This is a genomic window from Streptomyces sp. NPDC056231, assembly GCF_048270745.1.
GTDB lineage: Bacteria > Actinomycetota > Actinomycetes > Streptomycetales > Streptomycetaceae > Streptomyces.
This window is the reverse complement of record NZ_JBLVKW010000001.1, coordinates 226723-241021: the sequence shown is the minus strand read 5'-3', so window position 1 is coordinate 241021 and position 14299 is coordinate 226723. Positions and strand designations below refer to the sequence as shown.

Genomic DNA, 14299 nt, shown 5'->3' with positions numbered 1-14299 from the left:
CCGGTGCGCACGCCCTCCACGGACGACGGGGACGGCGCTCATCGCGCACCCCGCCTCGGCCTCCTCTCCGCTCAACCCTTGCCCGCACCGTCCGGTTGGCGCTCGACGACGTACAGCAGGAGACCGGTCAGAACACGGACAGCCCCGTCAGTGTGGTGAAGCGGTCCAGGGCCGCGACACCCGCCACCGAGTTGCCGCGTTCGTCCAGGCCGGGGCTCCACACGCACAGGGTGCAGCGGCCGGGCACGACGGCGATGATGCCGCCACCGACGCCGCTCTTGCCGGGCAGGCCCACGCGGTAGGCGAAGTCGCCGGCGGCGTCGTATGTGCCGCAGGTGAGCATGACCGCGTTGACCTGCTTGGCTTCGCTGCGGGTGAGCAGGCGGGAGCCGTCGGAGCGGACCCCGTGGCGGGCCAGGAAGCCGGCGGCCAGGGCGAGATCCGCGCAGGACGCCTCGATCGAGCACTGCCGGAAGTACTGGTCCAGGAGGACGGGCACCGGGTTGGTGATGTTGCCGTAGGACGCTATGAAGTGGGCCAGCGCGGCGTTGCGGTCGCCGTGCGCGGACTCGGAAGCGGCGACCTCCTCGTCGAAGGTGAGATCCGTGTTGCCGCTCTCGACGCGCAGGAAGTCGCACAGGGTGCTCACCGCGTTCCCGGTCAGGGCCTGCAGGCGGTCGGTGACGACGAGGGCGCCCGCGTTGATGAACGGATTGCGCGGGATGCCGTTCTCGTATTCGAGTTGCACCAGGGAGTTGAACGGGTTGCCGGAGGGCTCGCGGCCCACGTGCTCCCACAGGGTCTCGCCCTCCAGGGACAGGACCAGAGCGACTGTGAAGGCCTTGGTGATGGACTGCGTGGAGAACGGCACCCGCCAGTCGCCGACGCCGTACACCGTCCCGTCGAGCTCCGCGACGGCCATGCCGAAGCGGCGAGGATCAGCCGAGGCCAGCGCCGGAATGTAGTCGGCGGGCCGGCCCCGGCCCGGCGTGCTTGCGATGTCGGCGGCGATACGGTCCAGGACCGGCTGGAAGGACGAGGACACGGTCACTCCGGGTTCGTGCGGTGGTTCATCGTCCGCAATTGTGCCGGTCGGCCGCAGGGACACGGCGGGCGGCATCTCGCGCCGCGCCGGCCGGTCGGCGGCACCGCCGTACGGGCCGGGCCCCGACTCCCCGGTCACCGGCGTCCGCCGCCGCCAGTACGCTGACGCCATGCGTGATCTAGGGGCGGGTTTCAGCTATTTGATCAAGGGGCAGAGCTGGGTGGCCCGGCACGGACGATGGTTCGGCTTCGGCCTGATCCCCGGCCTCATCACACTCGTCGTGTACGCGGGAGCGCTCATCGGTCTCGGCTACGGCGCCGACGACCTCGTCGCCTGGGCGACGCCGTTCGCCGACGACTGGTCCAGCCCCTGGCTCGGTCTTCTCCGCACCACGCTCACCGTGCTGGTCTTCGCCCTCGGCCTCTTCCTTGCCGTGATCACCTTTACCGCCGTGACCCTGCTGGTCGGCCAGCCGTTCTACGAGTCGCTCTCCGAGGAGGTCGACCGCACGGAGGGCGGCGAGGTCCCCGAGTCGGGGCTGCCGCTCTGGCGCGAGCTGTGGATCTCCGCCCGTGACAGCATCCGCATCCTGGTACGCGTCACGCTCTACGCCGTCCTGCTCTTCGCTCTCGGGTTCGTCCCGGTCGTCGGCCAGACCGTGGTCCCCGTCATCGGCTTCTGCGTCACCGGCTACTTCCTCGCCGAGGAACTCACCGCCGTCGCGCTCCAGCGCCGCGGCATGGTCCTGGCCGACCGGCTCGTCCTGCTGCGCGGCCGCCGCATGCTGATCCTCGGCTTCGGCGTACCGCTGGGGCTCGCCTTCCTGGTCCCGTTCGTCGCCGTGTTCCTGATGCCGGGCGCCGTCGCCGGGGCCACCTTGCTCGCCCGGCACCTGGTGGCGCCGCCCGCCGGCGACGAGGAAGGGGACAAGGGCGCGTCCCCTTACTCGTACAGCGTCAACACGACTGAGGAGACCTGAGCCGATGACCGAGATCATCGCCGTCGCCGTCATCACCGTTCTCGCCGTCATCAGCCCGGGCGCCGACTTCGCGATGGTCGTGCGCAACAGCTATCTGTACGGCCGGACGACCGGGCTCCTCGCCGCCGCCGGTGTCGCCGCAGGTGTCCTGGTCCATGTCACGTACACCATGCTCGGCGTCGGGCTGCTGATCGCGTCCTCGACCGTCCTGTTCACCGCGATCAAGCTGGCGGGTGCGGCGTATCTCGTCTACATCGGGGTACGGACCTTCTTCGCCCGCAGCGACCTCGCCGTCGACCTGGAGTCGAAGCCGGGACTGAGCCGTCTCGGGGCCCTGCGCACCGGCTTCCTCACCAATGCGCTGAACCCCAAGACCACCCTCTTCGTCGTGTCGACGTTCACCCAGGTCGTCGGACCCGACACCGGCCTGTGGCGGCAGGCCGGCTACGGGCTCTTCATGTCCTTCGCCCATCTGGGCTGGTTCGGACTGGTCGCGCTGTTCTTCTCGCACGCCCACCTGCGTACCGCGATGCTGCGGTGGCAGAAGGTCCTCAACCGGGGAATCGGATCGGTGCTCGTCGGACTGGGTGTCACCCTGGGCTTCGCCCGCTGAGTCCGTGACGGACGTCAGCTCGTGTGCACGTCCAGTGCCGTGCGGACCGCCGACTCCAATGCCCCTTCGATCCAGGCGGGCTTGACCGAGGTGTGACAGCCCGCGAAGTGCAGCGGCCCTTCGACCGAGCGCACATCGGCGAACAGTTCGGTGTTCTGGCCGGGCAGCAGCACCGACGCTTCGCCGTACGCGTACGGGTCGCGCATCCACGACTGGGTGGCGCCGACCCCCGTGTAGAAGACCTCGATGCGCTGCCCGTACACGTGAAACTGCACGCCGCCCAGGGCGTGCGGGTAGCGCTCGTCGTCGTCCAGGGAGTCCCACTTCAGGGCGTCGTCGGCCCAGCTGTACGAGGGAGGAGCGGCAGCCCCTCGGTCCGGAGAGCCGTGGAGCGGCACCTGACCCCGCTCGGGGCTCTCCTCATCCGGTCAGCGCACCGAGAACCCGTACACGGTCGTCGACACGTACTCCTCGCCCGGCCGCAGCACCGTGCTCGGGAACTCCGGCCGGTTCGGCGAGTCCGGGAAGTGCTGCGTCTCCAGCGCGATCCCGGCGCCGGGCGGGTACGGCCGCCCGTCGAGGTGGTCGGCGGTGTACAGCTGCATCCCGGGCTCGGTCGTGGTGACGGTCAGGACGCGCCCCGAGCCGGGGTCGCACAGCTCGGCCACCGGACCGTCCACCGCCTCGTCCAGCACGAAGTTGTGGTCGTACCCCGTACCGACCGTCCGCGCCTCACGGAAGTCGAACCGGGTGCCGTCCACCGGCAGCAGCTCGCCCGTGGGAATCGACTCGCCGTCCACCGGGGTGATCCGCCCGGCCGCGATCCGCAGGGTGTGCCCGGCCGCACTGCCATGGTCGGCGCCGGCCAGGTTCCAGTACGTGTGATTGGTCAGGTTCACCACGGTCGGTGCGTCCGTCGTCGCCCGGTACGCGATGCGCAGCGCCCCGTCCTCGTCCAGGGTGTACGCGGCCGATACCGCCAGCCGCCCCGGGAAGCCCTCCTCGCCGTCCTCCGCGACCAGCGACAGTTCCACGCCGCCCGGGACCTCCCGCGCCTCCCACACGCGCTTGTCGAAGCCGCGGGCCCCGCCGTGCAGATGGTTGCGCCCCTCGTTCCGGGTCACGTGGTGGGTCTGCCCGTCGAGCACGAAGGAAGCGCCCGCGATCCGGTTCGCGTACCGTCCGACCAGGGCCCCGAAGTAGGGGCCCGAGAACGTCTCGTACGCCGCGAGGTCCGGCAGCCCGAGTGTCACTCCGGCCCGCACGCCGTCCCGTCCCGGCACTTCCACCGACTGCACGATGCCGCCGTAGGTCAGGACGCATACCCGCGTACCGGCCCGTTCCAGCGTCCAGCGGTGGACGGCGGTGCCGTCCGCGAGGGTGCCGAAAAGTTCCGTACGCATCGCCGTGCTGCCCAAACCGGTGTCCATGATCACGGACCTTAGAGCACGTGCCGGTGGCGACGCCGGTGGCTACGCCGGGGGCTTCCGAGCCGTGACATTGCGGTACGCGATCTCGGCGAGCCGGGCCTGGCCGCTCAGCCCCGGATGGAACCAGTCCCACGGACTGAGCTGCCGGCCGGTGAACCGGTAGTCGAAGACGGCACCGCCGTCGTACCGGCAGCGCAGATCCTTCGCACACACGTTCCGCAGTACCTCGTTGTACGCCACGACCCGCTCCTGCACCGAGGCGCGGCGCGCCTCGGCCCCGGCGCTCATGTCATCCGCATGGCCCAGCATCGACTTGCAGATGCCCAGCTTCCAGATCTGCCTGCCCAAGGGGTTGTCGCGCCCCGTCGACCAGAGGCGTTTGAGATCCGGCACGCTCGACACGTACACCTGCGCCTTCGGCGCCTTGCTGCGGAGCTGACGCATCGACGCCTCGAACGAGGCCCGGAAGTCCGCCACCGGCGTCATCAGTCCCGCCGAGTCCCGGCAGGCGTCGTTGGCGCCGATCATCACGGTCACCAGGTCCGGCTTCCGCTGTGCCGCGAGAGCCATCTGTTCCGGCAATTGGGCGATCCGGGCCCCGGTCTCGGCGTGGTTCCAGCTGTGCGAGGCCGCACCCGAGGAGCCGAGCAGCCGCACAGCGAGGCTCCTGACCTCGCTGTCCGTGCCGGTCGCCCAGGAGACCTCGGGGCAGTCGGCCAGCACGGAACAGGCGTCGAAACCACGCGTGATGGAATCCCCGACCGCGGCGACCGACCCTGGACTGGGGTTCCAGACGGGGGACGGTGCGGCAGACGGGTGGTGCCGCCCGGCGGCGGACCCCTTGGTCGTCGTGTCCGGCCCGGTGTCACAGCCGGCCAGCGCGGCCACGGCGATCACCGGAAGCGCCGTCAGAACGGCGGCACCGGTGCGCGAGCGATGGCTCGCGGAACGATTCTGCATCCCTCATGCCCTCCCGTTTATGCCCCCGGCAACCCCCGTGGTCCCAGGCGACACACCTGCGCGCCCTGCCGGGTGAAAGCTCTGCGAATGATGGGCACAGGACCGACGGTACGTCACACCTCGGGCGCCACCGCACGGTAGCTTTTCTCCGTCGAACCAGTGCCGCGTTCCGCCACCCGACTCCACTTGGGTGGCTTCGTATCATCACATCACGTCACATACTGTCCCTTTTCCGGAGATTAACTCCCGATGCTGTTTACTGACGACAGCCTCGGGGACCGGCCGAGTAAAGGCGGTACGGGCGCGAGGCCGCTGGGGAAGGCGAACCTCGTCCCACACTGGAGGTCCCGGTGACGACACGTGGAGTTCTGTACGTTCACTCCGCACCGCGCGCGCTCTGCCCACATATCGAATGGGCGGTGGCGGGTGTCCTCGGTGTGCGGGTTCAGCTCGACTGGGTCAGACAGCCGGCCTCGCCCGGCACCTGGCGGTCCGAGTTCTCCTGGAAGGGCGCCGCGGGTACCGCGTCGAAGCTTGCCTCCGCACTGCGGGGGTGGCATCTGCTGCGCTTCGAGGTGACGGCGGAGCCGTGTGCGACGGCGGAGGGCGAGCGGTACAGCTCCACGCCGGAGCTGGGCATCTTCCACGCGGTCACCGGCATGCACGGCGACATCCTGGTGCCGGAGGACCGGCTGCGGGCCGCGCTGGCGCGGTCGGTGCGGGGGGAGACGGAGCTGGAGGCGGAGATCGCCAAACTTCTCGGCAAGCCGTGGGACGACGAGCTGGAGTCGTTCCGGCATGCGGGGGAGGGGGCTCCGGTGCGGTGGCTCCACCAGGTGGTGTGAGGGGCGCCTGCGGCGGGCCTGTTCCCCTGGCTGCCCCTTCCCGAAACCGGGGCTCCGTGTCTCACACGCCGGCGAGACCGGAATCCGGCGCGACAAAAATCAGCCCAGCCGGCGATCGAGGAGCGGGGCCCGCGCACAGAGCCCCGCCGAAACGTCCCGCACGGCGGACGAGGCCCGCCTCCCCACTCGGGGGAGGCGGGCCTCGGTGTACCGGGCGCGGGCCGTGGATCAGACGCTGCGGAACGCCAGCACCACGTTGTGCCCCCCGAACCCGAACGAGTTGTTGATCGCGGCGATCGGCCCCTCGGGCAACGGACGGGGCTCATCGCGCACGATGTCCGCATCCACCGCCTCGTCGAGGTCGTCCACGTTGATCGTCGGCGGAGCCATCCGGTGGTGCAACGCCAGGACCGTCGCAACGGTCTCGATGCCGCCCGCGCCACCGAGCAGGTGACCGGTCATCGACTTCGTCGCGGAGATCGCGACATGGTCGAGGTCGTCGCCCAGAACCTTGCGCAGAGCCTTCAGCTCCGCGACGTCGCCCTGCGGCGTCGACGTGGCGTGCGCGTTGAGGTGCACGACCTCCGACGGCTTGAGATCCGTCTGGTCCAGCAGGTTCTGCATCGCGGCAGCGATCCCGCGCCCCGTCGGCTCGGGCTGGGCGATGTGGTGGGCGTCCGCGGACAGCCCCTGCCCCAGCACCTCGCAGTAGACCTTGGCGCCCCGCGCGGCGGCGTGCTCCGCGGACTCCAGGACCACGACGCCCGCGCCCTCGCCGAGCACGAAGCCGTCACGGCCCGTGTCGTACGGACGAGATGCCTTCTCGGGCTCGTCGTTGTTCTTGGACATCGCCATCATGTTGGCGAACGCCGCGATCGGCAGCGGGTGGATGGCCGCCTCGGTGCCACCGGCGACCACGACATCGGCGCGGCCGGTGCGGATCATCTCGACGGCGTACCCGATGGCCTCGGCACCCGACGCACAGGCGGAGACCGGGGTGTGGACACCGGCCTGCGCGTTGATCTCGAGGCCGACGTTGGCTGCTGGGCCGTTCGGCATGAGCATGGGCACGGTGTGCGGGGAGACGCGGCGTACGCCCTTCTCCTTCAGCACGTCGTACTGGTCGAGGAGCGTGATCACACCACCGATACCGGAGGCGATGACCGAGCCGAGCCGGTCGGGCTGGATCTTCTCGTCCTCACCGGCCTTGCCGGTGAAGCCGGCGTCCGCCCACGCCTCGCGGGCCGCGATCAGCGCGAACTGCGCCGAGCGGTCCAGCTTGCGGGCGAGCGGGCGGGGCAGTACGTCGCCCGGGTCGACGGCCGCGAGGGCAGCGATCCGGACGGGCAATTCGGCGAAACGTTCGCCCTCGAGAGGCTTGACGCCGGAACGACCGGCCATCAGACCTTCCCAGGTCGACGCCGAGTCGCCACCCAGCGGAGTGGTTGCGCCGATACCGGTGACGACCACGGTGCGATTGGTCGAGTTCACTGGAAAATCTTCTCCACGTGTAGAGGGTCGTGAATCAGCGGCGCCACCGCCGGGTGGCGACACACGAGCCGGCTGGATCAGGCCTGGTGCTTCAGGATGTAGTCGGCAGCGTCGCCGACCGTCTTGAGGTTCTTGACGTCCTCGTCCGGGATCTTGACGTCGAAGCGCTCTTCGGCGGCGACGACGACCTCGACCATGGACAGCGAGTCGACGTCCAGGTCGTCGGTGAAGGACTTGTCCAGCTGGACGTCCTCGACCGGGATACCGGCGATCTCGTTGACGATCTCGGCGAGACCGTTGACGATCTCTTCCTGGGTGGCGGCCATGTTGGCGCTCCTTCGATGTGTTTCTGCAGGGTACGGACGTCCGGGCCGGAAGGTCCGGTGTGCCTAGGGGAGAGTAACGACCGTCGCGGCGTAGACGAGACCCGCCCCGAAGCCGATGACGAGCGCGGTGTCGCCGCTCTTCGCCTGACCGGTCGCCAGAAGCCGCTCCATAGCGAGCGGAATCGAGGCGGCGGAGGTGTTGCCGGTGGTCTCCACATCACGGGCGACCGTGACGTTCTCCGGCAGCTTCAGGGTCTTCACCATCGAGTCGATGATCCGCATGTTGGCCTGGTGCGGGATGAAGACGTCCAGGTCTTCCGGAGCGATCCCGGCCGCGTCCAGCGCCTGCTGGGCGACCTTCGCCATCTCGAAGACGGCCCAGCGGAAGACCGCCTGACCCTCCTGCGTGATGGCCGGGAACTTCTCCGGGCGCTCGGCGTGGAACTCGTCCCACGCCACGGTCTGCTTGATCGTCTCGGACTTGTCGCCCTCGGAGCCCCAGACCGTCGGGCCTATGGCGGGGACCTTGGAGGGGCCGACGACGACCGCGCCGGCACCGTCGCCGAACAGGAACGCCGTCGCGCGGTCGTGCAGGTCGGTGAGGTCGCTGAGCCGCTCCACGCCGATGACGAGGACGTACTCCGCCGAACCCTCGACGATCATGCCCTTGGCGAGGGTCAGACCGTAGCCGAACCCGGCGCAGCCGGCGGAGATGTCGAACGCGGCGGGCTTGCCCGCACCGATCTTGTGGGCGATCTCGGTCGCGATGGCGGGCGTCTGCTTGAAGTGCGAGACGGTGGAGACGACGACGGCGCCGATCTGCTCCGGCATGATGCCGGCATCCGCGATGGCCTTGCCGGACGCTGCCACGGACATCGCGGCCACGGTCTCCTCCTCGGAGGCCCAGTGGCGGGTGGCGATGCCGGAGCGGGAGCGGATCCACTCGTCCGACGAGTCGATCGTTTCGAGGATCACCTCGTTGGGCACGACACGGGTCGGGCGGTAGCCGCCGACACCCACGATCCGTGCGTACGGGGCGCCCTGACTGGGCTTGATCTTCGACATGCTCTCGGGCTCCTTAGGCGTCTGCGTGCTCAGCGAGGAGCGCGCGGGCCGCGTCGAGGTCGTCGGGGGTCTTGAGCGCGAGGGTCCGCACCCCGGGCAGTGCCCGCTTGGCGAGACCGGTCAGGGTTCCACCCGGGCAGGCCTCGATGAGCGTCGTGACTCCCAGCTCCTTGAACGTCTCCATGCACAGGTCCCAGCGGACCGGGTTGGCGACCTGGCCGACCAGCCGCGAGATGACCTCGGCGCCGGTGGCGACCGGCTTTCCGTCGGCGTTCGAGACATATGTCACAGTCGGCTCGGAGACCGTCAGTGCCGCGGCGGCCTCGCGGAGCCGGTCGACCGCGGGAGCCATGTGGTGCGTGTGGAAGGCACCGGCGACCTTGAGGGGCACCACGCGGCGTACGCCCTCGGGCATGTCCTTGGTCAGCGCGGCGATCTGTGCGGCGGTGCCGGCGGCGACGATCTGGCCGCCCCCGTTGACGTTCGCCGGGGTCAGCCCGAGCATCTCCAGGTGAGGGACCGTCACGTCGGGGTCGCCGCCGAGCAGCGCCGCCATGCCGGTCTCCGTGACTGCTGCGGCGTCCGCCATGGCGAGCCCGCGGGTGCGTACGAGACGGAGCGCGGCCTCCTCGTCGAGGACACCGGCGAGCGCCGCCGCGGTGATCTCACCAACGCTGTGACCTGCGACAACATCGGGCGACGCGCTCAGTGCGGCGGCGGACAGCAGGCCCGCGGCGACCAGCAGCGGCTGAGCCACCGCGGTGTCGCGGATCTCGTCCGCGTCGGCCTTCGTGCCGTAGTGGGCGAGGTCGAGCCCGATGGCGTCGGACCAGGCCGCGACGCGGTCGGAGGCACCGGGGAGGTCGAGCCAGGGAGTCAGGAAGCCGGGCGTCTGAGCGCCTTGGCCGGGAGCGACGAGTACGAGCACCCTCACACTCTCTCTTGTGAACGGTCCTGAACGCCCGTGGGGACAGGGACGAAGAACCGTAGGGGGAATTGTTGATGTCCGACAAAAGTTTAGGACGGGGTATCCCTGTCGGCCAGGCGCCCCAGAATCAGGGCGATTCGCAGCGTGAACGCCGAGCGGACATCGGAGGGTGACCATCCGGTGACGTCTGTCACACGTCGAAGCCGGTAGCGCACGGTGTTGGGGTGCACGAACAGCATCCGGGCCGCGCCTTCCAGGCTGCTCGCCTGCTCCAGGTACACGCTCAGTGTCTCCAGCAGCGCCGAGCCCGCTTCCTCCAGCGGTCTGTAGATCTCCTCCACCAACTGGTCGCGCGCGGCGGGGTCGCCCGCAATGGCGCGCTCCGGCAGCAGGTCATCCGCCAGAACCGGCCGCGGTGCGTCCTGCCAGGCACCGCACGCCTTGAGCCCGGCGGCGGCGGCCTGGGCGGACCGGGTGGCCGCCAGCAGGTCGGGCACCACGGGCCCGGCGACGACCGGGCCGGCCGCGTACGGGCCGATCAGCGCCTTCGCGACGTGCAGCGGGTTGTCGCTGCCGCCCGCGATGACGACCAGACGGCTGCCGAGCACTCCGGTGAGGACCTGGAGTTTGGCGTGGCGGGCGGCGCGCCGGATCGCCTCGACAGTCAGTTCGCTGTCGCCGTCGGGGGCCGTACCGAGGATCACGCACACATGCTCGGGGGAGTTCCAGCCGAGCGCGGCGGCCCGGGAGACGGCGCCCTCGTCGGCCTCCCCGGACAGCACCGCGTTCACCACGAGCGATTCCAGCCGGGCGTCCCAGGCGCCGCGCGCCTCGGCCGCCTGCGCGTACACCTGGGCCGTCGCGAAGGCGATCTCCCGCGCGTAGACGAGCAGCGCCTCGCGCAGCAGCGACTCGTCGCCGGGCGCGGCGACCTCCTCGATCGCGGCCTCCATGACCTCGATCGTCGTGCGCACCATCTCGACGGTCTGGCGCAGTGTGATCGCTCTGGTCAGCTCGCGCGGAGCAGTGCCGAACACATCGGTGGAGATGGCCTGCGGCGTCTCCGGGTGCCGGAACCACTCGGTGAAGGCCGCGATTCCGGCCTGGGCCACCAGGCCGATCCATGACCGGTTCTCCGGTGGCATCGCCCGGTACCAGGGCAGCGACTCGTCCATGCGGGCGATCGCGTTCGCGGCCAGCCGGCCGGAGGACTGCTCCAGCCGCTTCAGTGTCGCGGCATGCAGGTGGGCGTCATTCGCAGCAGGCTGCTCAGGATCGGGTCGGGGCACGGAGACAAGATTGCCTTATCGGGCCGCGGGTACGGTGGGCCGGGGCCACCGCGGGTCGTACGTCGGGTGCTGTCGCGGGTGGTACTGCCGAGTAGCGGCGAGGGTGGTGGCGGGACCGCCGCGCCGGGCTACCGTGGGCGGGTGATATCCGTTCAGCGCTCCGACGACCGCTTCACGGGTGGGGACGAGGCCGCCGGCATCGAGTCCCTGCACGCCTTCTCGTTCGGCGCCTTCTATGATCCGGACAACCTCCGCTTCGGCGCGGTCCTGGCCTGCAACGAGGAGCGGCTCGCCCCCGGCGCGGGCTTCGACGAGCACCCGCACAGCCATACGGAGATCGTCACCTGGGTCGTCGAGGGCGAGCTGACCCACTGCGATTCGGCCGGTCATGCGACCGTCGTGCGGGCCGGGGATCTCCAGCACCTCAGCGCCGCGGCCGGGGTGCGCCACGTCGAGCGCAACGACGGAGACGTTCCGCTGACGTTCCTTCAAATCTGGCTGGCCCCGCTCTCCCCGGGCGGCGAACCCTCCTACACGATCGTTCCCGGCATCGCCGACTCCACCCCGTACGCCCTCCCGGCGGCAGGCGCCCTGCTGCACGTGCGCAGACTCGCCGAGGGCGAGCGCACGGCGGTGCCGGACGCGGCGCGGGTGTACGTCCATGTGGTCGCCGGGGGCGTGCGGATCGGCGACGAGGAACTGGCACCCGGCGACGCGGCGCGGATCACCAGGGAGGAGGGGCTGGAGCTGATGGCGGTCGAGCCGGCCGAGGTGCTGATCTGGGAGATGGCGGCCTGAACCGGCAGGACCACGGGCAGCCCGAAATCCGGTCGGTCACGGACGTGGCGATGAGTTTTCCCGGCTCGAGGAGTCTCATCACTGTTGCCGAAATTGTTGCCGAAATTGTTGCCGAAGAAACGGGAGGAACGCATGGCTCAGCTACTGAGAGTCCAGAACTTCAATGTCTCAAGTGACGGAGTCGGGGCCGGTGAGGACCAGAGCTTCGAGAGTCCGTTCGGCCACGTCAACCCCGAGAAGCTGTTCGCCTGGGCCGGCGCCACGGCGAGCTGGCCCATGCGCACAGACCCCGGAGGGAGCCGGGGCCTCGACGACTACTTCACGCGCGACTACGCACGCAACATCGGCGCCGAGATCATGGGCCGCAACAAGTTCGGGCCCCAGCGCGGTCCCTGGCAGGACCACGAGTGGCGCGGCTGGTGGGGCGACGAGCCCCCGTTCCGCACCCCGGTGTTCGTCATGACCCACCACGGGCGTCCTTCGTTCACGCTGTCCGACACCACGTTCCACTTCGTCGACGGGGATCCGGCCGCGGTCCTCCAACAGGCGCGGGAGGCAGCCGAGGGCAAGGACGTCCGACTCGGCGGCGGAGTCACCACCGTCCGGCAGTTCCTCGACGCCGGTCTCATCGACACCCTGCATGTGGTGGTCTCGCCGGTGAAGCTCGGATCCGGACTGCGGCTCTGGGAGTCACCCGACGAGCTGCTCGACCGGTACCACCTGGAGGTCGTCCCCAGCCCGAGCGGTGTGGCGCACCACCTGTTCTGGCGGAAGTGACACGAGGGGCCACTCGGAGAGGTCGGCGGGGCGCTACCGGTCCGCGCCCCGCCGCCACATCGACCACATCGGTGGCCCGGCCCGGAACGTCATCTCCTCCTGCACGACGAAGCCGTGCCGCCGGTAGAAGGTCAGATTGCGGCGGTTGCTCGACTCCAGGAACACCGGGCTCCTGTCCGCGTCCGCCTGCTTCAGCAGCCCGCCGAGCACCTGCGACCCGCGCCCGGTGCCGCGCGCGTCCGCGTGGGTGCCGATGTACTCGACGTACCAGTGCGCGGGGTCGGCCGGGTGGCGGTGCTCCAGTGCGAGCAACCGCATTCCGGTCCGGGGAAGTTGGGCCCGCCCCGCCCGCAGGAGCGTGCCCGCGTTGCGCAGCAGATAGCTCACCGGGAGCTTCCACTTCCCGGGCTCCGCCCACACCGCCGCCACCGTGCGGTCCGGGTCGGTCCACACTCGGCCCGCCGGGACCTGCTGAGCCAGATGCGCGGTGAACAGCAGCCGCAGCCGCCGGTCCCGGTCGTGCGGCATCAGCCAGGACCAGACGGGGTCCTCGGCATAGGCGCTGGCGAGTACGGAAGCGAGCGCCGGTACGTCGGAGGCGGCGGCGCGGACTATGTCGGCCATGGCCGAGGAGGGTAGCGGTTCCCCCGGCCTCGGACGAGGACCCGTCGCCCCCCGGGCGTGTGCATGCACATCCGTCCCGAGCCCCTTCGGCGGAGGGCTTCGGGTGAGGTCAGCGGAGCCCGTCGACGAAGCTCTGCCAGGCGGCGGCGCCGAGAGTAAGGACGGGCCCGTCCGGGTTCTTGCTGTCGCGGACGGGTACGGCGCAGGGGAGGCCGTCGGCCACCTCGATGCATTCGCCGCCGGTGCTTCCGCTGTAACTGGACTTACGCCACCGCACGTTCTTCAGTTCGGGACCGGTCTCCATAACGCTCCTCCATCACGCGGGTGATCAGAGCCGCCGAGTCCTCGACAGAGAGGGCGGCGGCCTGCAAGCGAGCGTAACGGAGCGTGGCCTCCTTGACCGTGTCGGGGTTGGCCGTCATATGGCCGGAGACGATGTCCTCCGTGTAGACGATGTCGGGATCGTCGTCGAAGCGCATCGTGGTGAACGAGCCGTCGAGACTGGCGTGTTCACCGGCTGCGAAGGACAGCACCTGGATCTGCATCCAGCGGTGGTCGGCGAAGTCCAACAAGCGCTGGAGTTGCTTCCGCATGACCTCCCGACCTCCGATCGGCCGGTGCAGCACGGCCTCATCAAGGACGACCCAGGCGAGCGGCGGCCGTTCCCGCTCCAGGATGCGCTGGCGCTCCATGCGAGCCGCCACCAGACCTTCGAGGTCGTCCGGCATACCGGTCGCCAGCACTGCCCGCGCGTACTCCTCCGTCTGTAACAGCCCGTACACCAACTGCGCCTGGTACGTGGAGATGTACGCGGCGCGTGACTCCATTTCGGCGTGCGGCTGGAACCAGGTCGGCAGCTGGCTGCGCAGGACCAGGCCGATCAGCCGCGAGAACACCCCGTCCGTGCCGAGTGCCGCGTCCAGCCGCTCGGAGAAGTCGCGGGTGGGCACCTTCTTCGTCGTCTCGACCTGGCCGATCAGGGAACCCGTGCAGAAGATGATGTCGCCGAGCTGGCCCTGTTTGAGGTTGTTGGCCTCTCTCTGGCGGCGCAGCTCCCAGCCGTAATAGTCCAACGGGGAGGCGCTGGGGTCGAGCGATTGGACGTTGGCCACAGCGGGGCACCTCCGGC

At 69.9% G+C, this 14299-nt stretch carries 16 protein-coding genes and 1 pseudogene; 5 read left to right on the top strand and 12 right to left on the bottom strand.

Annotated features, from left to right (window positions below; genetic code table 11):
- Positions 1-127: 127 nt before the first annotated feature.
- Complete coding sequence (locus ACNPQM_RS01110; protein ID WP_418082461.1) at positions 128-1216, bottom strand: glutaminase; 1089 nt, start codon at positions 1214-1216, stop codon at positions 128-130.
- Here ACNPQM_RS01110 and ACNPQM_RS01105 point away from each other — a divergent pair.
- The gene (locus tag ACNPQM_RS01105; RefSeq protein WP_358858945.1) at positions 1215-2024 is read left to right on the top strand and encodes an EI24 domain-containing protein; all 810 of its coding nucleotides are present in this window, start codon (positions 1215-1217) and stop codon (positions 2022-2024) included. The genes ACNPQM_RS01110 and ACNPQM_RS01105 overlap by 2 nt on opposite strands.
- 4 nt (positions 2025-2028) lie before the next feature.
- Entirely contained in the window at positions 2029-2637 is a 609-nt protein-coding gene (locus tag ACNPQM_RS01100; RefSeq protein ID WP_358858944.1) for a LysE family translocator, read from the top strand.
- 14 nt (positions 2638-2651) lie between these two features.
- On the opposite strand, the pseudogene ACNPQM_RS01095 reads toward ACNPQM_RS01100, so the two are convergent.
- The 3 genes and pseudogenes from ACNPQM_RS01095 to ACNPQM_RS01085 all read right to left on the bottom strand — a co-directional run.
- A pseudogene (locus ACNPQM_RS01095) lies at positions 2652-2993 on the bottom strand (FAD-dependent oxidoreductase); the annotation flags it as partial.
- A 72-nt stretch (positions 2994-3065) separates the two neighbouring features.
- On the bottom strand, positions 3066-4067 hold the full coding sequence (locus ACNPQM_RS01090; protein ID WP_418082460.1) for an aldose epimerase family protein: 1002 nt from the start codon (positions 4065-4067) through the stop codon (positions 3066-3068).
- 42 nt (positions 4068-4109) lie between these two features.
- Positions 4110-5027, bottom strand: a complete 918-nt coding sequence (locus tag ACNPQM_RS01085) for an SGNH/GDSL hydrolase family protein (protein ID WP_418082459.1) — start codon at positions 5025-5027, stop codon at positions 4110-4112.
- A gap of 350 nt (positions 5028-5377) precedes the next feature.
- Between ACNPQM_RS01085 and ACNPQM_RS01080 the strand changes: the two genes are divergently transcribed.
- Positions 5378-5872, top strand: coding sequence for a DUF3145 domain-containing protein (locus ACNPQM_RS01080; RefSeq protein ID WP_358858940.1), 495 nt, complete (start codon positions 5378-5380; stop codon positions 5870-5872).
- A 228-nt stretch (positions 5873-6100) separates the two neighbouring features.
- On the opposite strand, the gene fabF is transcribed toward ACNPQM_RS01080, so the two are convergent.
- The 5 genes from fabF to ACNPQM_RS01055 form a co-directional block, all read right to left on the bottom strand.
- A complete protein-coding gene (fabF, locus tag ACNPQM_RS01075; protein ID WP_358858939.1) occupies positions 6101-7363 on the bottom strand; it encodes a beta-ketoacyl-ACP synthase II in 1263 nt (420 codons plus the stop codon).
- Between the two features lie 77 nt (positions 7364-7440).
- Positions 7441-7689, bottom strand: coding sequence for an acyl carrier protein (locus ACNPQM_RS01070; RefSeq protein ID WP_030925892.1), 249 nt, complete (start codon positions 7687-7689; stop codon positions 7441-7443).
- A gap of 63 nt (positions 7690-7752) precedes the next feature.
- A complete protein-coding gene (locus ACNPQM_RS01065) occupies positions 7753-8754 on the bottom strand; it encodes a ketoacyl-ACP synthase III (protein WP_358858938.1) in 1002 nt (333 codons plus the stop codon).
- 13 nt (positions 8755-8767) lie between these two features.
- Positions 8768-9682: an ACP S-malonyltransferase gene (locus ACNPQM_RS01060; RefSeq protein WP_418082458.1), complete on the bottom strand. Its 915-nt coding sequence runs from the start codon at positions 9680-9682 to the stop codon at positions 8768-8770.
- Positions 9683-9771: 89 nt separating this feature from the next.
- On the bottom strand, positions 9772-10971 hold the full coding sequence (locus ACNPQM_RS01055; protein ID WP_358858936.1) for a PucR family transcriptional regulator: 1200 nt from the start codon (positions 10969-10971) through the stop codon (positions 9772-9774).
- Between the two features lie 141 nt (positions 10972-11112).
- On the opposite strand from ACNPQM_RS01055, the gene ACNPQM_RS01050 reads away from it, so the two are divergent.
- Together ACNPQM_RS01050 and ACNPQM_RS01045 are read left to right on the top strand one after the other, a co-directional pair.
- Positions 11113-11769, top strand: a complete 657-nt coding sequence (locus ACNPQM_RS01050) for a pirin family protein (protein WP_418082457.1) — start codon at positions 11113-11115, stop codon at positions 11767-11769.
- A 132-nt stretch (positions 11770-11901) separates the two neighbouring features.
- The gene (locus ACNPQM_RS01045) at positions 11902-12546 is read left to right on the top strand and encodes a dihydrofolate reductase family protein (protein WP_418082456.1); all 645 of its coding nucleotides are present in this window, start codon (positions 11902-11904) and stop codon (positions 12544-12546) included.
- Positions 12547-12579: 33 nt separating this feature from the next.
- Here the strand turns inward: ACNPQM_RS01045 and ACNPQM_RS01040 are convergent, their stop codons facing one another.
- The 3 genes from ACNPQM_RS01040 to ACNPQM_RS01030 form a co-directional block, all read right to left on the bottom strand.
- A complete protein-coding gene (locus tag ACNPQM_RS01040) occupies positions 12580-13170 on the bottom strand; it encodes a GNAT family N-acetyltransferase (protein WP_418082455.1) in 591 nt (196 codons plus the stop codon).
- A 109-nt stretch (positions 13171-13279) separates the two neighbouring features.
- Positions 13280-13474 carry a DUF397 domain-containing protein gene (locus ACNPQM_RS01035; protein WP_418082454.1) on the bottom strand — a complete coding sequence of 65 codons (195 nt, stop codon included), beginning with the start codon at positions 13472-13474 and terminating at the stop codon, positions 13280-13282.
- Positions 13434-14282 carry a helix-turn-helix domain-containing protein gene (locus tag ACNPQM_RS01030; protein ID WP_418082453.1) on the bottom strand — a complete coding sequence of 283 codons (849 nt, stop codon included), beginning with the start codon at positions 14280-14282 and terminating at the stop codon, positions 13434-13436. Before ACNPQM_RS01030 ends, ACNPQM_RS01035 begins: the two co-directional genes overlap by 41 nt.
- Positions 14283-14299: the final 17 nt, after the last annotated feature.

What these genes read in the sequence shown, in the direction of transcription:
- ACNPQM_RS01105 (WP_358858945.1), top strand. Translation starts at nt 1,215, where the DNA reads ATGCGTGATCTAGGGGCGGGTTTCAGCTATTTGATCAAGGGGCAGAGC.
- ACNPQM_RS01110 (WP_418082461.1), bottom strand. Translation starts at nt 1,216, where the DNA reads ATGGCGTCAGCGTACTGGCGGCGGCGGACGCCGGTGACCGGGGAGTCG.
- ACNPQM_RS01100 (WP_358858944.1), top strand. Translation starts at nt 2,029, where the DNA reads ATGACCGAGATCATCGCCGTCGCCGTCATCACCGTTCTCGCCGTCATC.
- ACNPQM_RS01090 (WP_418082460.1), bottom strand. Translation starts at nt 4,067, where the DNA reads ATGGACACCGGTTTGGGCAGCACGGCGATGCGTACGGAACTTTTCGGC.
- ACNPQM_RS01085 (WP_418082459.1), bottom strand. Translation starts at nt 5,027, where the DNA reads ATGCAGAATCGTTCCGCGAGCCATCGCTCGCGCACCGGTGCCGCCGTT.
- ACNPQM_RS01070 (WP_030925892.1), bottom strand. Translation starts at nt 7,689, where the DNA reads ATGGCCGCCACCCAGGAAGAGATCGTCAACGGTCTCGCCGAGATCGTC.
- ACNPQM_RS01065 (WP_358858938.1), bottom strand. Translation starts at nt 8,754, where the DNA reads ATGTCGAAGATCAAGCCCAGTCAGGGCGCCCCGTACGCACGGATCGTG.
- ACNPQM_RS01045 (WP_418082456.1), top strand. Translation starts at nt 11,902, where the DNA reads ATGGCTCAGCTACTGAGAGTCCAGAACTTCAATGTCTCAAGTGACGGA.
- ACNPQM_RS01040 (WP_418082455.1), bottom strand. Translation starts at nt 13,170, where the DNA reads ATGGCCGACATAGTCCGCGCCGCCGCCTCCGACGTACCGGCGCTCGCT.
- ACNPQM_RS01035 (WP_418082454.1), bottom strand. Translation starts at nt 13,474, where the DNA reads ATGGAGACCGGTCCCGAACTGAAGAACGTGCGGTGGCGTAAGTCCAGT.